Below are 20,252 nucleotides of genomic sequence, written 5' to 3'. Positions count from 1 at the left end.
GTTCCCCGGGCCATCACAGGGCCCCCCCAACAGGGCGTCGCGTGCGCCACTGGATCGCGGCATCTTCGGCGGCGGGCTGCGGCTGCGGCTGCGGCTTGGCCTCCGCAGCGGGGGTCGGCAGGTCGTGCATGGACGCCAGAAGTAGCTCGAGGCGTTGCGCGGCGGCCTCGGCACGGGCGGCGACCGCATCGAGATCGGATTGCGCGGTGCTCGCCGTGCCCTGGGCCTTGGCCAGTGCCTTGGTCATGTCATCGACCTGGACAGACAGGACTGCAATAGCGCCGCCCATGCCTTTTTCGAGATCTGAGAACCGCGCGAGACGCCGGGACAGCACAAGGCAATAGATCGCGGCGCCAAGCGCCCCTGCTGCGAGAAAGATGTCTGCGATGAGTGTCATGGATCCCCTCAGTTCAGCACGAATTCGGTCACGAGAAGGTCTCGCACCCGGCCTTCGCCGGTCACGATCTGGACCCGGTGAAGCATCTGCGAGCGCAGCCGCGCGAGGGCGGCCGGCGCTTCGAGGTCCTGGGCTTGGACCGCACGCAGGTAGCCGTTAAGCACGTCGAGCACCCGGGGTCGCAGATGGGCGACCTCGGTCTCATAGCGGCTCTCGACTTCCAGTTCGGCGGTGAACCGGAGATAGGAGTTGCGACCGTTCTCCCCCAGCGTCACCACCAGCGGGTCAAGCGGCACGAAGGCCACTTCAGGGCCCTGGTCCCGCGGTTCGGGCTCGGTCTCGGCGGTTTCAGTCGCCGGGGCGAGAATCAGTCCGGAATAGACGGCATAGAAACCGCCGCCTCCGCCTGCGAGCAGAAGCACCAAGCCAATGATCAGAAACAGCTTTCCACCCTTCTTCTTGGGCGTGCCTTCCGTTTCCTCGGTCTCTGTCTGTGCCGCGTCGGCCATGTCACCTTTCCCGGTTCGTTCTCCCACCGGATTAGCTCAACAGCACTAACCGATTATTAAGACCGACCGCTCTAGCTTGGCTTCATCGACGACCAGAAGGTCAGAAGGGAAAGAATGGCCATGGAGCAGATACGCACCACATGGACCGGGCTTGGGCTGCGGAACCAATTGATCGCCATTGCCGCGGTCCTTGGGGTATTCGGGGCGCTCTTGGCCTTGTCCCGTACGGCGTTGGCCCCGGATTACGCCTTGTTGTATTCAGGCCTCGAACCTGCCGCCGCGGGGGAGGTCATTGCCAACCTCGAACAGCGCGGGATTGCGCACCAGGTGCGTGGAACAGGCATCTACGTGGACCGCGCGCAGCAGGACAGGCTGCGAATCGCCCTGGCTGCCGAAGGACTGCCGGCCGCGGGCGGGGCGGGGTACGAATTGCTCGATTCCCTGTCCGGGTTCGGTACCACCTCGCAGATGTTCGATGCGGCATATTGGCGAGCCAAGGAAGGCGAGCTGGCACGGACGATCGCCTCGAGCGCCTCGGTGCGCTCGGCCCGGGTGCATGTTTCAGCCGCCAGCAGCCGTCCCTTCGAGGCGCGCAAGGAACCCACGGCCTCTGTTTTCCTGACGCCCGCGCGCGGCTCGCTGTCGGGCGGGCAGGCCGATGCGTTGAGGTATCTCGTGTCCTCTGCCATTGCCGGGATGCGGCCGGAGAACGTGTCGATCATAGACGCCGTCAGCGGCACCATGCTGACCGGGGAGGGCCCGGCCTCCGCCATCGCGGAGCAGACGACGAAGGCGGACGCGCTGAAACTGCGGATCGAACGGCTGCTCGAGGCCAGGGTGGGCGTCGGCAACGCGTTCGTCGAAGTGAATATCGAAACCGAGCGGGATCGCGAGCGGATCGTGGAACGGGTGTTCGACCCCAACGGCACCGTACCGGTGAGCCGCGAGACGACCGAAAGCACCTTGCAGAGTTCCCGGGATTCAGAAGGGTCGGTGTCGGTGGCGAGCAACCTGCCCGACGGCGATGCCAATGCCGAGTCCGCCAAGGATGCTCAGAACGAAACCGAAACGCGGGAACGGATCAACTACGAGGTGTCCGAGACCCAGCGCGAGATCGAGCGGGGGCCAGGGGCCACCAAGCGCCTGACCGTCGCAGTCCTTGTCAATGGTATTCCCAGCGTGGCCGAAGACGGGACCGTCTCCTTTACGCCCCGCCCGGACCGGGAGATGGCGGACCTCGAAGAGCTGGTCAAATCCACCGTCGGGTTCGACGAGACCCGGGGCGATGTCATCACCCTGCGCTCGATGGAGATGCCGGGAAGTGCCGCACCCGACCCGGTGGAGGGCAGCGGCTGGTTCGCGCCGCAGCCGGTCGACACAATGTCGGTCATCCAGATCGCGGCATTGGCCCTCGTGACGCTGTTCCTGGGACTGTTCGTTTTGCGCCCGATCCTGAAATCAGCCCCCGCCCAGGCACAATTGCCCGCGGCCGAGACCGCCGGGCTGCCTGCGCCGGCCGGTTCCGCGACCCGCGCCGGCGAGAAGGGGTCCAACCTCGTCGCCCGGCTGCAGCAATCCGCGGGCACCGCTGCGAAGGAGGCAACGCCAGAGGTCCTGTCCGGCGAGATCAGCACCGACGCGTCGGATGTCGCTGCGGCCGCCCGAACGCTCACGTCTCAGGACGAGGAGCGCGACCCGGTCACGCGCCTGCGGCAGCTCATCAAGGAACGGGAGACCGAGACCATCGAAATCCTGAGCTCCTGGATCAATGAAAACGAGGAGGTACGCTGATGAATGTCCTGTCTCTCGAAGATTTCTTCGCGGCGCCGGAGACGACCTCCGCCGAAGCAACGTCAGGCACCGTGCCCAGTGCGGAGATCGAAGCCGCGCGGCTGGCCGGGTACGACGCGGGTTACCAGGCCGGCTGGGATGACGCGCTGAAATCCAGCGAAATGGAGCACACCCATATCCAGGCGGAGTTCGCACGCAATCTCGAAGAGCTGTCCTTCACCTTCTTCGAGGCGCGGCGCCAGGTGTGTTTCTCGCTCAAACCCCTGGTGGCCGCCCTGGTCAACCATGTCACGCCGGAGTTGATGCGGGCGCATTTCACGCAACTCCTCGAACAGACCCTGCTGCCCCAGATCGAAGAGCAAAGCCAAACCACCGTGGACCTGGTCTGCGCGCCGGAAGACGAGGCACTTCTCAAGGAACTCCTGGCACAGCAGGACCGCCTGCCCGTGGCGCTGCGCACCGAGCCGACCTTCTCCCAAGGCCAGGTGCGGTTCGCCCTGGGTCACGAGACACACGAGGTCGACGCGGCAGCGCTTCTGGAAAACATCCAGCGCTGCACGACGGCTTTCTTCGAGGACCTGCAAGAGGAAGAGGCCCATGGATAACCCGAGCCCGCGTCCCGAAAGCCCCTTGGTGGGCGTACCGATCGCCCTGAGCGTGTCCGTGGGACAGGCCCATCCCACCGTGCGGGAGCTGCTCGCCCTGGAAAAGGACGCGGTTCTGTTGCTCGACAAGCGTATCGAGGATCCGGTGGAGCTCTATGTCGGCACCCATCTGATCGCCCGCGGCGTACTGGAGGAAGATGCGGACAGCCACCGCCTGTCGGTTCGGCTGACCGAGGTGATCTCGCCCGAGCGCGTCGTCTGACCATGCGGCTGGCCCTCGCCTTCGCGCTTCTGGCGCTGTTTGCCGGCAGTGCGGGTGCGCAGGAGCTGGCCATCAATCTCGGCGACGAGACCTCGCTCTCGGCGCGCACCTTCCAGATCATCGCCCTGATCACGGTGCTCAGCATTGCGCCGGGCCTGGCGATCATGATCACCTGTTTTCCGTTCATGGTGACGGTTCTGTCGATTTTGCGCCAGGGGATCGGGTTGCAGCAATCGCCGCCCAACATGCTGATCATCAGCCTGGCGCTTTTCCTGACCTATTTCGTGATGGACCCGGTGTTCCGCGAAGCCTGGAGCGTGGGTATTCAGCCCATGGTGGACGGGGCGGTGGACATGGAGGAAGGGTTCCGCGCCGCGCTCGAGCCGTTCATTCGCTTCATGCAGGCGCGGACCGACCCGGAAACGCTCGCAAGACTCGGCAATCTGCGGATGGAGACCGCGGGGGTCGCGCCCTTCGAGCTGGACGCGCCGCCGATCTCGGTGCTGATCCCCTCCTTCCTGCTGAGCGAGATCGAAAAGGCATTCCAGATCGGTTTCTTGATCTTCCTGCCCTTCCTGATCATCGACCTGATCGTCGCGGCGATCCTGATGTCCATGGGCATGATGATGGTGCCGCCCGCGATCGTGTCGCTGCCCTTCAAGCTGGCGTTCTTCGTGGTCGCCGATGGTTGGACGCTTCTGTCGGAGGCTTTGCTGCGCAGTTACATGTGACGAGCAAAGTGTAAACTTTAGTTGACATTTTTGGCGGATGTCGCAGAATTGGCGAGACCGAAAAGGACCTGCCGATGCTCGACCAGACCCCGCCTGCCCTCTGGGCGCCAACGCCCAGCCCCGCGGCCCCGCGCAAGCTGTGCACCGATTGCGGGCTGTCGCGGACCAAGGCTGCCGCGAAATGCGGACAGGCCTGCCAGTTCATCCAGCCGGACTATCCGAAGATGGAAGCGCAGGTGCATGGCCGGGCGCGGGATCCCGGCCGGGGCGACGAGCAATTCTTCGGCCCCTACCGGCGGATGTACCGCGCCGCCCTGCACGCCCCCAAACGAGGCGCGCAATGGACCGGGCTAACCACGCGGCTTGCGCAAAAACTGCTGGAGGACGGGGCGGTGGACGCGGTGCTCGGCATGGGGCCCGACCCCGAGGACAGCTGGCGCCCGCGCCCGGTCATCATCACCGACCCCGCGGAGATGGCCCATCTGCGCGGGATGCGGATGGGGTACGCCCCATTGCTGTCGCTGCTGGAGCCGGCGGCGAAAATCGGTCTGCGGCGCCTGGCGATCATCGGCATCCCCTGCCAGGTCTATGCCCTGCGCGCGATGGAGGCGGAGCTGGGGTTCGAGCGGCTCTATGTCATCGGCACGCCCTGTTCGGACAACACCACGACGGAAAACTTCCACCAGTTTCTCGCCCGCCTCTCGCCGCGGCCCGAGGACATCACCTATCTCGAGTTTCGCGCCGATTACCATGTCGAGTTGCGCTTCACAGATGGCAGCCGCCGCGACATCCCGTTTCTGAAACTGCCCCTGTCGGACCTGCCCAACGATTTCTTCCCGATGACCTGCCGGACCTGTGTCGACTACACCAATACGCTGGCCGATATCACGGTGGGCTACATGGCGGGCGAGGGTGACCAGTGGCTGATCGTGCGCAACGCGCGGGGGCAGGAGATCCTCGACCGGCTGGGCGACGAGGTGCGCCTGGAAACGCCCGGATCGGCAGGCAAGCGGGCCGGGTCGGTCAAGGGGTTTGCCGAGAACACGGCGCGGGCCGCTGGCGGGCTGCCCCTGCGCAAGATGCCTGACTGGGCGCGGGGGATCGTCGGCTGGCTGATGCCCAGGATCGGACCCAAGGGGTTGGAATTCGCGCGGGCCCGGGTCGAGATGAAGGCGGTGGAGACGGTTCTGCACCTCCGCCGGGCGCACCCGAAACGGATGCGCGCGATGATCCCGGACCATGTCTGGCGGCTGGCAGAACCCTATGGGCTGACACCGAAGCCGGGCGAGCGGTCGGAGGATTAGGGGTCGGGCAGTTTCGGCGCGGTCCGATCTAGGGACAGCTCCGCATCGGAAAACCGCCACGGCCCGCGCACCCCAGGCACACCTTCGACAGAAATCTGCAGGCCGCGGGCCTGCACCTGCGGGTCGGCGAAGACCTGGTCGATGGTGTTGATCGGGCCTGCGGGGACGCCCGCGGCCTCCAGCGCCGAAAGCAGTTGCGCCACGGACCAGCCCCGCAAACGCAGGCTCAGCAACTCGGTCAGCGCATCGCGGTTTTCGACCCGGCCCGCGTTGGTGGCGAACCGCGGGTCCGAGGCGGTGCCGGGCAGATCGAGGATCTCGCACAGGCTCGCAAACTGCCCGTCATTTCCGACCGCAAGGATCATGTGCCCATCCGCGGCCTCGAAGACCTGGTAGGGCACGATGTTGGGATGCGCGTTGCCGAGCCGCGTGGGCGCTATCCCGGTGGCGAGTTGGTTCATTGCCTGGTTGGCCAGAAGCGCCGTAGCGCAATCGAGCAAGGCCATGTCGAGATGCTGCCCCCGCCCGGTGCGATGGCGCTGCTCGACCGCCGCGAGGATGCCGATCGTGCCGTAAAGGCCGGTGACGATGTCGGTCACAGCCACGCCGACCTTCTGGGGCGCGGCGTCCGGCTCGCCGGTGATCGACATCAGCCCGCTCATGCCCTGGATCATGAAGTCGTAGCCCGCGCGATGGGCATAGGGCCCATCCTGACCGAACCCGGTGACCGAGCAATAGATCAGGCGGGGGTTGATCGCGGCCAGCGCGGCATAATCCAGTCCGTATTTGGCCAGCCCGCCGACCTTGAAGTTTTCGATCAGGATATCGGCGTCGGCGGCCAGGTCGCGCACCTTTGCCTGCCCCGCCTCGGTGCGGAAATCGGCCACGACAGACCGCTTGCCCCGATTGGCGGCATAGAAATAAGCCGCAGAGCGGTCGCCGTCGCGGGTGATGAAGGGGGGGCCCCATGTGCGGGTGTCGTCGCCCTGGGGCGCTTCGACCTTGATCACCTCGGCGCCGAGATCCGCGAGCGCTTGGCCGATCCAGGGACCGGCAAGGATGCGTGCCAGTTCGACGACTTTCAGGCCTTCCAAAGGTGTCATGTGCCTCTCCCCCGCGCCAAACTAGCATCGCGGGGCGGGGCCGCAAGCGCGGGATCAGGCGACGCGGCGCGGGCCGACCGCAAGGCCCGAGAGCGCGTCGCGATCCTCGATGATCAGTCGGGTCGGGGAGCGTTGCGAAATCGCGCCGGTGGAGACCAGTGCCTTGATCTTGCGGCTGAGGGTTTCGGGCTGCATCCCGAGATAGCGCGCCAGATCGTAGCGGCGCATGGGCAGATCGAAGCCGGAGCGGTTCTCGCCCAGCCCCGACAGCGCCTCGATCCAGAGCAGGAAGGCCGCGAGACGCTGATCGGGCGATTTGGTGTGCAATTCCGCCGCGTGCTCACGCAGGTTGAAAGCCTGGCGCTTGATATTTGCATAGGCCGCCTCGGCAAGCTCAGGACTATTCCGCATTGCAGCATGAAACGCCTCCGCCGGAAATCGCAGGGCGCGGGTTGGTCGCAAGGCGACGAGGCGATCCTGATCATCATCCGGAATGCGCGTCAGATCGACGAGGTCGGATTTCAGGTAAAGCGCGGTCACGGCACTCTGATCCGCGCGAATGCCGCGCATCATTCCGACAAGACCCTCGATTATAACAAAAATCCCGGGCGTAAGATCCTCGTCCTGGGCGAAGCTGCATAACTCCGCGGTCTGGGCGAGCAAGCTCAACCCTTCTGCACTCAGCCCGCGCCAATCAGGACCGGTCAGCAGACGCGCGACTTGAGCAACAGAGGCATTGGACATGGTACAGGTCTCATCCTTGATCTGTGCCATTATAAATGCTGCATGCGCAAAATATCTTTGACCTGCATCAATTTTTGAGCGGTACGTTTCAAGACATAGGTCCTGAGACAGCCTGACGCGCGCCGATGTCAGGCGCCGCGGGCGCCCCGGGTCTCGCCCCGGGACAGCGCGGTGGTTTCGGTCATGCGTTCCCGTCCGCGATGAGTTGACGCGCGATCAGTCGAAAGGACTCCGCCTGCGGGCTTTGTGGATGGGACACCACGATGGGTGTTCCGCCATCGGCGGCCATGCGGATCGACATGTCGAGCGGGATTTCCGCCATCACCGGCACGCCGAGCTTGGCGGCCTCGTCCCGCACGCCGCCATGGCCGAAGACATGTTCCTCGTGGCCGCATTGGGAACAGATATGGGTGCTCATGTTCTCGATCATCCCCAGGATCGGCGTACCCAACTTGTTGAACATGTCGATCCCCTTGCGGGCATCGAGCAGGGCGATGTCCTGCGGCGTCGAGACGATGATCGCACCGGTCACTTCGGCCTTCTGGGCGAGGGTCATCTGCACGTCGCCCGTGCCCGGGGGCAGGTCCACCAGCAGCACGTCGAGCGCGCCCCATTGCACCTGGGTGAGCATCTGCTGCAGCGCGCCCATGAGCATCGGGCCACGCCAGACCACCGCCTCGTTCTCGCCCGTCATCAGTCCGAGGGACATCAGCGTGACGCCATGGTTGCGCAGGGGCAGGATGGTCTTGCCATCGGGGCTGGCCGGGCGACCGGACACGCCCAGCATACGCGGCTGGCTCGGCCCGTAGACATCCGCATCGAGCAGCCCGACGCGCCGCCCCTCGGCCGCCAGTGCGGTGGCAAGGTTCGAGGCGACCGTGGACTTGCCCACCCCGCCCTTGCCGCTGGCAATCGCGAGGATGCGGTCGATGCCCGGGATCTTCTGCGGCCCCGCCGGCCCGGCGGCCTTGGCGCTCTGCGGTTTCAACTCCGGTGGCGCGGCGGGGGCGGCATGGGCGGTCATCACCGCCGACACGCTGGCGACCCCCGCCAGCGCCTTGAGCCTGGCTTCGGCCTCGGCCCGGGCCGGTTCGACCTCGGCGGCACGCTTGGGGTCCACCTCCATCACGAAGCGGACGACGCCGTCATCCACCGTCAGAGCGCGGATCATACCAGCCGAGACGAGGTCTCCGCCACCGAGCGGGTCCTTCACCTGTTTGAGGGTTTCAAGAACGGCGTCGCGGGTGACGCTCATGCGTCGGGTGCCTGGATCGTGCCGGTCACCACGTGTTCAAGGTTCACCCCGTCGATGGTCAGAACCACCTTCGCCTCGAAGGTCTTGCCCGCGGTGCCGTCGGCATTGCGCATGGCCTCTTCGATGGCCTGCTGGGAGGTGACACCCACCTGCTTGAGGAATTTCCGCATGCTCATGTTGAATTCGTCACTCATGGCGATCTCCTTTAATCTCGCTTGTCTTCACACCGTGTTGACCCGGCGCGTAACGGGCGTCAAGCCGCGCGACGATGACTTTCCGATCGGGCGTTTCAGGCCGCGTGATGCGGAGCAAGGCTTGGGACCGTAAAAGCGCCTGAGGGGCCCGTTTCGCGGCCTGCGAAGAGCCCCGGCCCCATGCGAGCGCGTTTTCTTTTGGCGCATGGGTGATCTTGCCCGGTTTACAGATCGGCCGCCGCGCGCCAAACCGGAGCCCGTTGTATCAGTATTCCGGAGCCGCGCTTGGCCCTCAGTTTCACCCGTTTCAAGGACCGCATCTGGGGCGGGTTCGACGCAAGCCTGCGCGCGCTCGCAGGGATGCCCGGATGGGTGCAGACCCTGGCCTACGGCCCGCTGCAGGGGCTGTTTCTCGTGGCCTATCTGCTGCCGGGCACGCCGCTGGCGAAAACCTCGCGGGATTTCGCAGCCCTGCTGGGCCGTCAGGATGCCTTTGCCATGTATCGGCAGTTCGCCCGGCAGTTTGCCTTCGGACTGCAACGGATGGAGATGCTGCGCAGCGGCCAGGCGCCGGCGCTCGGGGCGATGCTGGACATCCCGCGGGCCGATTTGATCGACCGTGCCCTGAGCGAAGGCAAGGGTGCGGTGATCGCCATGCCCCATTGCCATGCCTCGATTGCCATGGTGCGCGGGCTGGCGGCCCGGTATCCGGTCCTGATGCTCGTCCGCGAGAGCCGGGAAGGCGCCCGCGCGGAGGCGCAGCGCAGCTACTATGACCATCTCGGGTGCGACTGCGTCGACGTGCGCCGCACCAGCGACGCCGCGGTCGCCCGGGTGGTGCTGAAGGCGCTTCGGCAGGGCAAGTTGGTGGTCGGTGTCGTGGATCGTATCCAGGCCGCGCCCCCCGCAGAGGAGCCCTATGACAAGATGCGCGACATGGTGCGGGTCGATGCCTTCGGTCATCCAGTGGGCTGGATCGGATGGCCGGTCCGGTTTGCCGCGCGGCTCGGCAGCCCGATCCTGCCTGCGATGGTGGCGCAGACACCGACCCGCATCGTCCTGCACCTGTCTCCGCCACGCCGCCCCGAGGACCTGCAGACCGCAACGCAAGCGATCGCGGACGATCTGGCAACCCTGATCCGGGCCCATCCGGCGGAATGGGTGTTTCTTTATGACAAGCACTGGCGTCAGGTGCTGGACAGGGCCGGAGCGGACCCACCGCAATTGACCCAGATTTCCACTAGGTAAACTTCATCTTTTCGATCAATCGATTTTCGACTATCTCAAATCAGTGATACGTCCCAGCCGCAAAGACGATACGTCCGGATGCAAACCGATCGACGCGCGCCAAATACGGCCCTGACGCCCGACCCCCAGCTTCTGACGCGGCTGGCCTGGGAATGTCGTTGGATGGACCGGGCGCGCAGCCAGACGCTGGCGGAGCAGGTGCTCGAGATCACCGAAGCCCAGAGCGACGAGCATGCGCTCGCACGCGCCAGCGCCTTGCGTACCCTGGCATGGCAGGCCAAGTGGCGCGGCGATTTCGAAGCCACGGCGTCCTTCTGCCTGCAGGCCAAGCAGCGCGTCGACCCCACAGCGGCGCGCGCGATTCTGGTGGATGTCTACTCGCTCCTCGGTGTGATCCATTACAGCGCGGGACGGCGGGATTTTGCCGGGCGGATGGTGCAGCGCGGCTTGAACCTGCTGGACGAGTCGGTGCCGGCCGAGGGGCATGTGGACATCCACATCACCCGCTCCACGATCCTGCGCTACCGGGGGCGCATGGAAGAGGCCCGCCAGGCGCTGGAGGTTGCCTGGGACCATGCCAGTGGCGCGGAAAAGGCCCGGGTGGAGCACAACATCGCCCGCGCGCATATCCATGATAGCGCGGCGGCCAAGGCCGCGCAGCACGCGGAAACCGCGCTGGAACTCGGCCGTCGCTTTAACAGCCGGGTGATCCTGCCCTATGCTCTGGAGGTGCTCGGCGCTGCGCTGATCCAGCAGGGTGCGGCCGACAAGGCCCTGCCCCATCTCGAAGAAGGCCTGGCCCTGGCACGGACCGAGGGGGACCGCCGCGCGTGTTGCCAGATCCTGAAGGAGAGCGGCCATGCGCACCATCTGCTCGGGAACCCGCAAGGTGCGCTCGACCATCTGACCGAAGGGCAGGCCATCGCCAAGGAGATGGGCTATCCGCTGTGGCTCACGGCGTTCTCGGAAGCGCTCGGCGCGATCTACGAAGAGGCCGGCGAGTACCAGAAGGCGGCCCTGGCCTACAAGGAAGTCGTGGCCCTGCAGAACGCCATTCGCGACTGAACCGGACCTGAACCCAAAGACCGGATCACCGCATTTCCGAGCCACACACCGCGCATCATCGAACACCAAATTCCCCGTGGGCTTCGGGCTGACCGAGGCCGCATCGGCAGTCTCAGGCTCTCGCCCGAGAGCCGAAGACCCACGTCAGGGGGCGACCGGGCCGATGCCTAGCCGATCGCGCCGCGCGGCCCGTCGCCCACTTGTCCGCGATGCAGCAGCAGGTGATCGAGCAGAACGCAGGCCATCATCGCCTCGGCCACGGGCACGGCGCGGATGCCGACGCAGGGGTCGTGGCGGCCCTTGGTGATGATCTCTGCGGGCGCGCCGGACTTGGTGATCGTCTGTCGTGTGGTCAGGATCGACGAGGTCGGCTTGACGGCGAACCTCACCACCACGTCCTGCCCGGTGGAGATGCCGCCCAGGATGCCCCCTGCGTGGTTGGAGCTGTATTCCGGACCATCCGCGCCCATGAAGATCTCGTCGGCGTTGGCCTCCCCGGTCAGGGACGCCGCCGCCATCCCCTCGCCGATCTCCACGGCCTTGACCGCATTGATGGACATCATCGCCGCGGCGAGATCCGTGTCGAGCTTGGCATAGATCGGCGCGCCGAGACCCACGGGCACACCGCGCGCCGTCACCTCGATCACCGCGCCCACGGAACTGCCCGCCTTGCGCAGCCCGTCGAGATAGGCCGCCCAATCTTCCGCCGCTGCGGCGTCCGGGGTCCAGAACGGGTTCTGGTCGATCTGCTCCCAGTCGAACCGGGCGCGGTCGATGCCGTGCGGGCCCATCTGGGTCATGTAGCCGGTGATCCGCAGATCCGGCACGAGCGCGCCAAGGGCCGCTCGCGCGATCCCGCCCGCGGCCACCCGCGCGGCGGTCTCCCGCGCGCTGGAGCGCCCGCCGCCCCGGTAATCGCGAATGCCGTATTTCTGCCAGTAGGTGATGTCCGCATGGCCCGGGCGAAACTTCTCGGCGATATCGCCGTAATCCTTGGACCGCTGGTCCGCGTTGCGGATCATCAGCTGGATCGGGCTGCCCGTGCTCTGCCCCTCGAACACGCCCGACAGGATCTCCACCGCGTCGGGCTCCCGGCGCTGGGTGGTGAACTTGTTCTGCCCCGGTTTGCGCTTGTCCAGCCAGACCTGCAACGCCTCTTCGGTGATCGGCACACCCGGCGGGCAGCCATCCACCGTGGCGCCAAGGGCCGGCCCGTGGCTTTCCCCCCAGGTGGTGACCCGAAACAAATGACCGAAAGTGTTGAAGGACATGATCGCTCCTGACCGCTGCGCGCTTTGCTCTACCCGGCCCGTGCGCGGCACTCAACCCGCCTTCCGCCCCGGGCGGTGCCGCGGCGCGGCCCGAGCCTCTGTCCCAGGGGACAGAGGCGAGACGAAAGACTTGCGCCGCAGGCGCTCCGCTTGCCAAGCGGCAAAGAAAAACGCGCCCCGATCCGGGGCGCGCTCCATCCGTTTCACGAACCCGGCGTTATTCCGCGGGTTGGCTCTTTTCCTTGCGCTTGATCGGCGCCCAGAGGCGCTTGTTGGTCAGGTACAAAAGCACCGACAACACGATCAGGAAGGCCACGGCGGTGAAGCCCGCCTCCTTGCGTGCGTTCAGCTTGGGCTCGGCTGTCCACATCAGGAAGGCCGCCACATCCACCGCTTGTTGTTCGATGGTGGCCTCGGTGCCGTCCGCGTATTCCACATCATCGCCCCAGAGCGGCTGCGCCATGGCGAAATAGCCGCCCCACGCGTCGTTGCCATAGAGGACGGTGCCCGCTTCTTCCTTCTCCGACCCGTTATACTTGGTCAGCAGGGACGCGATATACTCCGCCCCGCCCATGCCGTTGAAAAGCTGGCTCAGACCGGTGCCGTAGGGCCCGTGAAAGCCTGCCCGCGCCTTCGCCATCATGCTGAGGTCAGGGGCGTTCTCCAGCGCAGATTCCGGGAAGTGGTCCGTTGGCTTTGCCGGGCGGAAATCGTCGAGTTCCGCGTCATAGACCTCGTAGAACTCCGCATAAGCCCGCATCTGGTCCTCGGGCAGCATCGGACCGCCCTCGTCGGACAAGTTGCGGAAGGCCACGTAGCGCAGGCCATGGCACGCGGCGCAGACCTCGGTATAGACCTGCAGGCCGCGCTGGAGCTGTTGCGTATCATAGCTGCCGAAGGGGCCTTCGAACGGGAAGGCATAATCGGTGATCTCGCCGACCGACCCCGCGGCCAAGGCACCTCCCCCGGACAGGGAAAGGGCCGTGGCGGCGATTGCGAGTTGTTTGATCATGGGTTGATCCTCTCTCTCGCCCGATTATTCGGCCGGTGTCGGCGCAGCGGCCGAACCGTCGGCGGAGTCCGCCTTGCCATAATGGGCTTTGAAGTCGTCTTCGATGGTTGCGGGCGGCGCCGTGGGCTTCTCGATCACGCCCAAGAGCGGCAGGATCACCAGGAAGTAGGCGAACCAGTAGGCCGACCCGATCAGCGCGATGATCGGATAGATCCCCTCGGCCGGCATCGCACCAACCCAGGTAAGCACCACGAAGTTCACGATGAACAGCCAGAACCACCACTTGAACATCGGACGATAGCGGCCCGAACGCACCGAGGAGGTGTCGAGCCACGGTGCCAACGCCATCACGGCAATCGCGCCGAACATGGCCAGCACGCCGAAGAAGGCCGCGTCGATGATCCCGCCGGTGATCCAGCTTGCGAACATCACTACCCAGACATCCGGCGTGAAGGCGCGCAGGATCGCGTAGAACGGCAGGAAGTACCATTCAGGCACGATGTGCGACGGCGTCACCAGCGGGTTTGCCTCGATGTAGTTGTCCGGGTGGCCGAGGTAGTTCGGCATGAAGCCGACCACGGCGAAGAACACCACCATGATCACGGCCAGCGCGAACAGGTCCTTGATCACGAAGTAGGGCCAGAACGGCAGGGTGTCACGCTCAGCTTCTTCCTTCGAGGTGCGGCGCACTTCGACACCGGTCGGGTTGTTGTTGCCCGTGGTGTGGAAGGCCCAGACGTGCACGATCGACAGGCCCAGGATCACGAACGGCAGCAGGTAGTGCAGCGAGAAGAAGCGGGTCAGCGTGGCATTGTCCACCGCCGGTCCGCCCAGCAGCCAGGTCTGCAGCGCGTCACCCACGAAGGGGATCGCGCCGAACAGGCCGGTGATCACCGTGGCACCCCAGAAGGACATCTGACCCCAGGGCAGCACATAGCCCATGAAGGCCGTGGCCATCATCAGCAGGTAGATCAGCATGCCGATGATCCAGGTGATCTCCCGCGGCGCCTTGTAGGAGCCGTAATAGAGGTTCCGGAAGATGTGCAGGTAGACCGCGACGAAGAACAGCGATGCGCCGTTCATGTGCAGGTAACGCAGCATGTGGCCGCCGTTCACGTTGCGCATGATGTGCTCGACGGACGCGAAGGCCATGTCCACATGGGGAACGTAATGCATCACCAGCACGATACCGGTGACGATCTGCAGGATCAGGCAGAACATGAGCACGATGCCCCAGATCCACATCCAGTTCAGGTTCTTGGGTGTGGGGATCATGATCGTGTCGTAGATGAGCCCGACGATCGGCAGGCGAGAGTGAATCCACTTCTCGCCACCGGTCTTCGGTTCGTAATGGTCGTGCGGGATGCCAGACATGTCGTTCCTCTCCCTTAACCGAGTTGAATGGTTGTATCGTCGATGAACTGCACGAGCGGTATCGGCAGGTTCTCGGGCGCAGGCCCACGGCGAATGCGGCCGGACGTATCGTAATGCGAGCCGTGGCAGGGGCAGAACCATCCGCCAACGCCGCCAGCGGCTACGTAATCGCCGGCGTCGTTCAGCGGCACGCAACCGAGGTGCGTACACACACCCTGCATGATGAGCCACTCGCCGTTCTCGCCAAAGGACCGGTTCTCGTCCGCCGCGTCCGCGCCTTCATTGTTTTCGTTCCGAGCAACGGGATCGGGCAGGTCGTCCACGGCCACAGCACGCGCCTCTTCTACCTCGACCGCCGTGCGGCGACGGATGAAGACGGGCTTTCCGAGGAACATCACGGAAATCTGGGTCCCCTCGGCCACGCCGCCGATATCGACCTGGATCGAGGACAGCGCCTGCACGTCGGCGGACGGGTTCATCTGGTTGACGAGCGGCCAGATGGCCGCGCCTGCGGTGACGGCACCTGCGCCGGCCGTAGCATAGTACAGAAAGTCCCGGCGTGTGCCGGTCTGATCCTCTGCGTGGGACACGTGGGTTCTCCTTACTCGGGGCGCAATGCGGCGCCAGCGATGACGCAGGGCCACACAGGCGGCGGCCCAACTCCATTGGGGTTATAGAAGTGCTTTTGGGACCGTCGAGGGGACATAGGAGCGCAGTTTTGTCGCAGGGGGCTTGTTTGCGCCGCATTTTTGAAATGGGATCGCTAACGGACGCTATGCCGCGGTGCGCCTGTTCCCCGCAAATCCGCCATCCCACGGGTTTCGACCCATGATCAGTCCCCTTGTCGAGAATCGGTTGTCAGTTCGACGGGGTCGTCGCGATCATTGCCTCCCGTGCCAGGAACGCGTCGGCCCAGGCCGCCAGCGCCGGCCGTCCCTCGCGCCAGGACCGATCCGCGTGGCGGAAGTCGAGATAGCCCAGCGCGCAGCCCACGGCGATCTGGCTCATGTCGATCGGGGCGGCGAGATGGCTCATCCAACGGTCCTCGATCGCGTCGAGTGCGCGGGCGATCTTGGCCCATTGCCCGTCGATCCAGGCGTCGTCCTGTTTTTCCGCCGGGCGAAACCGGCGCTCGTAGACCATCAGGACACCCGCATCCATGATCCCGTCCGCCGTCGCCTCCAGGGTCAGCACCTCCCACAGGCGCGAGGCGGGATAGGCCTCCAGGGTGAATTTCGCATCCAGATAGCGGCAGATCACGCGGCTGTCGTACAGCGCAGGCCCATCGGGCCGTTGCAGCGCCGGGATCTTGCCCAGGGGGTTGGCCGCCTTGATCGCGGCATCGGCTTCGCCCACCACGGCCGTGGCCACTGGGGTGAAGGTCACCATGTCGTCATACCCGGTCTCGGCCAGAAGAACCCGCACCTTCCGGACGAAGGGCGAGGCGGGCGCCCCGAAAAGTTCCATCATCAGACGCGCCGCAACCGGACACGCCCGAGCACGCTGGCATCTACCTCGAACCCGATGCCATTCGGCATCCGCACGGTGCGGCGGTAACGGCCTTGGCCATTGACCTGCTGCCCTTCCGGCGCGCGGCTGAAGGCCACGCCTTCGTCCACATCCTCCATCAGGTCCTCTGCCGCCTGGTTCACCGGTGCCGGTCTCGCCCTCGCATAGGCCACCGTGGCCAAGGCCGCTGCGGCGAGCGGGCCGTATTTCAGAACAGCACTGGCGATGGGCACGACGGGAATGGGCATGACGACCTCCTTGTTGCCTTACAAGGTAGGGCGCGCAGGCCGGTTCTGCAAAGTGGAAAAGCACATGCGATGCCCGGCGGGGCCAGAAATGCCGAAGGGGCGCCCACCCGGACGCCCCTTCGCCGTCAGGCCCGCCGGATCAAAGGAAGGCGATGTCGTCGATATCGCTGACCCCGAGGACGCGAATGTAATCGACACCGTCCGTGTCCAGCCGGATCGTCACGCCGCGCGCGCCCTCGAACACGCTGCGCACCTCCAGCCCGGCAAGGTCGATCACGTCCTCGCCCACGGTGTAGTCGGTGATGCGCAGCCGGTTGTTCAGCCCCTCCTCGTCGAAGAAGACGAACACGTCCGCGCCGCCATTGCCGGTCATCACGTCGATGGCGCCGCCCTGCCCGTCGATCCGGTCCGCCTCGTCCGTGCCGCGCAGGAAGTTGCTGCGCACATTTCCGAGGATCTCGTTGATCCGGTCGCTTTCCAGATCCAGCCCGACGATCACCGGGTCGTGGTCCGAATTGCGCGCCGGGTTCGCCCCGTCGAACAGCCCCTGGTCGGTGGGCCGCAGGATCGGACTGCCGAAGGTGGATTCCTCGTTATAATCGTAGATCACGAACTCGTCGGAGTTGATGGTCCATTCCACCGCGCCCGTGACCTGCGCGGTCAGGCTGTCCGTCGCCATGGCGTAATCGAGCGAGCCGACCTCTCCGCTGAAGCGATAGCCGTAAGCCTCCTCCCCGGAGAGCGCCTTGACGAGGTTGGTATAGCCCGCATCCTCCAGCGTGGTGATCGGCGTCTCCCGCGCGTAGGAGTTCAGGTCCCCGAGGATGAGCACATCCGGATCGTCCGAGCCGGTCGGGTTGGTTTCCAGCCAGGCGGCCAGCTCGGCCGCCGCAGCCTCGCGAGTGGCATTGTTGTTACCCGCCCCATCGCCCGCGTTCTCATCTTCGGCCGCGCCGGTGAGAGAGCCCTTGGACTTGAAATGGTTGACCACCGCCGTGAACTCGCCACCGGACTCGATCTCGACGAAGGTCTGCGCGACCGCGGCCCGGTTGAAGCTGTCGCCATTCGGGGTCTCGTCGCCATTGCTGTCGTCACCGTCATCCAGCGGATCGAGGAAGGCCTGGGTGTCGAGGATCGCGGCATCGCCCACCAGACCCACCGTGGTGGTCTTGTAGATGAAGCCCACCGCAATCGCATCGGTGCCGACGAATTCCTGACCGGGATCCACGAAATCGTAGATCTCGGCCCCCGAGGCGGCGTTCAGCCGGTCCACCAGGTCCTGGATCGCGGTCACATCCGTGGGATCGTTCGGATCGGAGGCAAAATCGTTCTCCAGCTCGATCAGGCCGTAGACATCCGCGTCCATCTCCAGAAACGCGCTCACGAGCTTCTCGGCCTGCCGCTCCAGCTCCTCGGGGCTTTCCGCCCCGCGCGGGGTGTTGCCGTTATCGGTCAGCCCCTCAAGCGTCGTGAAGTAGTTCAGCACGTTGAAGCTGACGACCTTGAGGCTGCCGCCCACGTCGGGGGCCTCCTCCGGGCGCGGGTTGCTTTCCGCAATGGTCTCGAAGCTGGCGGCCTGGGGCAGGCGCAGCTTGTATTCACCGAAATTGAAATCCACCACACCGATGATCGGCTCCAGGTCCTGCCCCAGGCGCGGACCGTCCGCCACCCCGCCGATCAGGTCCCCGTCCGGCTCGAAGAGCGGGCTGAGATCGCTGCGGCGCCCGTCGCTGCCATCGTCGATCTGGATCGTGTTGTCGGCCACGAAGGCCGCATTGGCCGCGTTGCCGTCCACATCCGGCGCGTTGAGTTGAGTGTATTGATAGAGCACGCCTTCGGACGAGACGGTGATTTCGCCGAACTGCTCGTAATCGAAGCTCTCGGTGATGGTCAGGGTCTCGGTGATCTCGATCAGCATCGATTCGAAGGCTTCGCGGTCCTCCAGGCCCGGCAGATCGGTCTCCACCGCCAGGTCGGCGATGTCCTCATAGGCCCCGGCAACCTCGACCCGCATCTGGCTGGCCACCAGCACGGTGCGCCCGAAATCCTCCTGCACGATGCCGACCACGCGGACGATGTCGCCCTCCGCCACATCGAGCGGCGCGGCCAGCCCGCTGTCATCGACGAAGATCCCCTCGGAGGTGGCGGTGTCGGCGTCGAAATCCTCCGGCTCTTCCATGGCGAAGAAACCGCCGAGTTCGCGGAATCCATCCGCGTCGCCATCCTGGTAGTCGCCGGTCACCACGACCTCGATCACCACCTCGGTCCCCACGAGCGGGCTCTCGTCCCCATCGCCCTGGATCGCCGAGAGCAGCGTGGGATCGTCATCCAGCGACACGTCGCCACCGCCCCCGCCAGAATCGCCGGTGCCCGGTGTGGGATCGTTCGGCGCATCGTTGTTGAAACTCAGGATCTGCCAGTCGGCGGCTGTATCCGTATCCACCCCGTCCGCGATCCGGCCCACGCCCGCGGGCAGGAAACTGCTGTCCGGACCGACCTCGGGCGCGCCGAAGAAGGTCTGATCGCCGTCGCCGCCATCTGTGACACCGACCGCATCCAGCACGACCTCGGTCCCGGTCACGACCCCGTCGGTGATCGAACCCGTCTCGACCAGCGCGATGGTATAGGTGGAGTTTTCGATGAAATTGTCGGGCAGGGCGAGGTTGGGCGTCACGTCATAGGTGCCTGCCGCCGTGGCATTGGCGATCAGGAAGAACCCGTTGTCGCCAATCACATCGCCGGGGCCGAAATCGAACTGCGCGTCTATATTGCCTTGGGGAGACCCGTTATCGCCCTCGATCACGATGATCGACAGACCCGCAAGCGAAGCGCCCGGCGTACCGAAGAGCTCGATATACTCGCTGTCCGGGCCGGTGGTGCTCCCCAGGACCTCGTTGATCACCAAGGGTACGGGCGCGGCCTCGCCGAAGGTAGGGTCATTCGGTGTCTCGTTGTTGAAATTCAGGATCTGCCAGTCCGCGGCGGTATCCGTATCGACACCATCCACGATCCGTCCCACGCCCGCAGGCAGGAAGGACCCGTCCGGCCCGATGACCGGCGCACCGAAGAAAAACGTATCCTCCGGCCCACCATCGGTCACGCCGACCGCGTCCAGAACCACCTCGGACCCGCTCACGGCCCCGTCGCTCAGCGACGCGGTCTCCACCAGCGCCAGGGTGTAGGAGGAGTTCTCGAGAAAGTTCTCCGGCAGCTCCAGGTTCGTGCCGGCCCCGTAGACCAGCTGCGCCTGCACGCTGGCGACCAGGAAGAAGCCGTTGCCCGCAATCGCGTCGTCGGGCCCGAAGTCCAGACGCTGGTCGATGTTGCCGACCGGGCTGCCCGCGTCGCCTTCGACCACGATCAGCGACAGCCCTGCAAGCGACGCGCCTGGTGCCCCGATCAGCTCGATATATTCCGCGTCGGGGCCGGTGGTGCTGCCCAGAACCTCGTTGATCAAAATGCTGCCAGCCGCCGCCTGAAGCGTCTCATCCAAGGAAAAATCGCGTGCCATTATGTTTGTACCCCTGTTGTCATGTATCGCCGCGCCGCACCAAAGCACGACAGCCGCGAGGCAGGCGGAAACAACCTGCCCGATCACGGGTCTGTCCTGACGCGATGCGATAACAACAG

At 65.4% G+C, this 20,252-nt stretch carries 20 protein-coding genes; 7 read left to right on the top strand and 13 right to left on the bottom strand.

Features of this window, described 5'->3' with window-relative positions; translation table 11 throughout:
* Positions 1–13: 13 nt before the first annotated feature.
* Both PVW48_RS14080 and PVW48_RS14075 read right to left on the bottom strand, forming a co-directional pair.
* A complete protein-coding gene (locus PVW48_RS14080) occupies positions 14–397 on the bottom strand; it encodes a hypothetical protein (RefSeq protein WP_274581799.1) in 384 nt (127 codons plus the stop codon).
* An 8-nt stretch (positions 398–405) separates the two neighbouring features.
* A complete protein-coding gene (locus PVW48_RS14075) occupies positions 406–906 on the bottom strand; it encodes a flagellar basal body-associated FliL family protein (RefSeq protein ID WP_012179923.1) in 501 nt (166 codons plus the stop codon).
* Between the two features lie 120 nt (positions 907–1,026).
* Here PVW48_RS14075 and fliF point away from each other — a divergent pair, with 120 nt between their 5' ends.
* The 5 genes from fliF to PVW48_RS14050 all read left to right on the top strand — a co-directional run bounded on the left by fliF (position 1,027) and on the right by PVW48_RS14050 (position 5,599).
* Positions 1,027–2,697, top strand: a complete 1,671-nt coding sequence (gene fliF, locus PVW48_RS14070) for a flagellar basal-body MS-ring/collar protein FliF (RefSeq protein ID WP_274581798.1) — start codon at positions 1,027–1,029, stop codon at positions 2,695–2,697.
* On the top strand, positions 2,697–3,302 hold the full coding sequence (locus PVW48_RS14065) for a flagellar biosynthesis protein FliH (protein ID WP_012179925.1): 606 nt from the start codon (positions 2,697–2,699) through the stop codon (positions 3,300–3,302). Before fliF ends, PVW48_RS14065 begins: the two co-directional genes overlap by 1 nt.
* On the top strand, positions 3,295–3,564 hold the full coding sequence (locus PVW48_RS14060) for a FliM/FliN family flagellar motor switch protein (RefSeq protein WP_012179926.1): 270 nt from the start codon (positions 3,295–3,297) through the stop codon (positions 3,562–3,564). Before PVW48_RS14065 ends, PVW48_RS14060 begins: the two co-directional genes overlap by 8 nt.
* 2 nt (positions 3,565–3,566) lie before the next feature.
* Complete coding sequence (gene fliP / locus PVW48_RS14055; protein WP_274581797.1) at positions 3,567–4,295, top strand: flagellar type III secretion system pore protein FliP; 729 nt, start codon at positions 3,567–3,569, stop codon at positions 4,293–4,295.
* 74 nt (positions 4,296–4,369) lie between these two features.
* Positions 4,370–5,599: a Coenzyme F420 hydrogenase/dehydrogenase, beta subunit C-terminal domain gene (locus PVW48_RS14050; protein ID WP_274581796.1), complete on the top strand. Its 1,230-nt coding sequence runs from the start codon at positions 4,370–4,372 to the stop codon at positions 5,597–5,599.
* Here the strand turns inward: PVW48_RS14050 and PVW48_RS14045 are convergent.
* From PVW48_RS14045 to PVW48_RS14030, 4 genes are all read right to left on the bottom strand, one after another.
* The gene (locus tag PVW48_RS14045; RefSeq protein WP_274581795.1) at positions 5,596–6,702 is read right to left on the bottom strand and encodes a CaiB/BaiF CoA transferase family protein; all 1,107 of its coding nucleotides are present in this window, start codon (positions 6,700–6,702) and stop codon (positions 5,596–5,598) included. The genes PVW48_RS14050 and PVW48_RS14045 overlap by 4 nt on opposite strands.
* A 54-nt stretch (positions 6,703–6,756) precedes the next feature.
* A complete protein-coding gene (gene dnrF, locus PVW48_RS14040; protein ID WP_157865352.1) occupies positions 6,757–7,446 on the bottom strand; it encodes an Fnr/Crp family transcriptional regulator DnrF in 690 nt (229 codons plus the stop codon).
* 181 nt (positions 7,447–7,627) lie between these two features.
* Positions 7,628–8,701 (bottom strand): Mrp/NBP35 family ATP-binding protein, encoded by a 1,074-nt coding sequence (locus PVW48_RS14035; protein WP_274581794.1) that lies wholly within the window; start codon positions 8,699–8,701, stop codon positions 7,628–7,630.
* A complete protein-coding gene (locus tag PVW48_RS14030; protein WP_012179932.1) occupies positions 8,698–8,895 on the bottom strand; it encodes a DUF6494 family protein in 198 nt (65 codons plus the stop codon). Before PVW48_RS14030 ends, PVW48_RS14035 begins: the two co-directional genes overlap by 4 nt.
* Positions 8,896–9,180: 285 nt before the next feature.
* Here PVW48_RS14030 and PVW48_RS14025 point away from each other — a divergent pair, with 285 nt between their 5' ends.
* Positions 9,181–10,143: an LpxL/LpxP family acyltransferase gene (locus PVW48_RS14025; protein WP_274581793.1), complete on the top strand. Its 963-nt coding sequence runs from the start codon at positions 9,181–9,183 to the stop codon at positions 10,141–10,143.
* 78 nt (positions 10,144–10,221) lie between these two features.
* A complete protein-coding gene (locus tag PVW48_RS14020) occupies positions 10,222–11,208 on the top strand; it encodes a tetratricopeptide repeat protein (RefSeq protein ID WP_274581792.1) in 987 nt (328 codons plus the stop codon).
* Positions 11,209–11,375: 167 nt separating this feature from the next.
* On the opposite strand, the gene aroC is transcribed toward PVW48_RS14020, so the two are convergent.
* The 7 genes from aroC to PVW48_RS13985 all read right to left on the bottom strand — a co-directional run bounded on the left by aroC (position 11,376) and on the right by PVW48_RS13985 (position 20,133).
* A complete protein-coding gene (gene aroC / locus PVW48_RS14015) occupies positions 11,376–12,479 on the bottom strand; it encodes a chorismate synthase (RefSeq protein ID WP_274581791.1) in 1,104 nt (367 codons plus the stop codon).
* Positions 12,480–12,696: 217 nt separating this feature from the next.
* Positions 12,697–13,491 (bottom strand): cytochrome c1, encoded by a 795-nt coding sequence (locus PVW48_RS14010; protein WP_012179936.1) that lies wholly within the window; start codon positions 13,489–13,491, stop codon positions 12,697–12,699.
* A 24-nt stretch (positions 13,492–13,515) separates the two neighbouring features.
* Positions 13,516–14,865, bottom strand: coding sequence for a cytochrome b (gene petB, locus PVW48_RS14005; RefSeq protein ID WP_012179937.1), 1,350 nt, complete (start codon positions 14,863–14,865; stop codon positions 13,516–13,518).
* 14 nt (positions 14,866–14,879) lie between these two features.
* Positions 14,880–15,455, bottom strand: a complete 576-nt coding sequence (gene petA, locus PVW48_RS14000; protein ID WP_274581790.1) for a ubiquinol-cytochrome c reductase iron-sulfur subunit — start codon at positions 15,453–15,455, stop codon at positions 14,880–14,882.
* Between the two features lie 268 nt (positions 15,456–15,723).
* Positions 15,724–16,332, bottom strand: coding sequence for a glutathione S-transferase (locus tag PVW48_RS13995; protein ID WP_274581872.1), 609 nt, complete (start codon positions 16,330–16,332; stop codon positions 15,724–15,726).
* A gap of 2 nt (positions 16,333–16,334) precedes the next feature.
* A complete protein-coding gene (locus PVW48_RS13990; protein ID WP_012179940.1) occupies positions 16,335–16,622 on the bottom strand; it encodes a hypothetical protein in 288 nt (95 codons plus the stop codon).
* 139 nt (positions 16,623–16,761) lie between these two features.
* Positions 16,762–20,133 carry an ExeM/NucH family extracellular endonuclease gene (locus tag PVW48_RS13985; protein ID WP_274581789.1) on the bottom strand — a complete coding sequence of 1,124 codons (3,372 nt, stop codon included), beginning with the start codon at positions 20,131–20,133 and terminating at the stop codon, positions 16,762–16,764.
* Positions 20,134–20,252 lie beyond the last annotated feature (119 nt).

Origin of the sequence: Dinoroseobacter sp. PD6 (assembly GCF_028807315.1) — a bacterium.
Lineage (GTDB): Bacteria > Pseudomonadota > Alphaproteobacteria > Rhodobacterales > Rhodobacteraceae > Dinoroseobacter > Dinoroseobacter shibae.
Note: the sequence above shows the minus strand (reverse complement) of the source record. Positions and strands in the feature narration are given on the sequence as shown.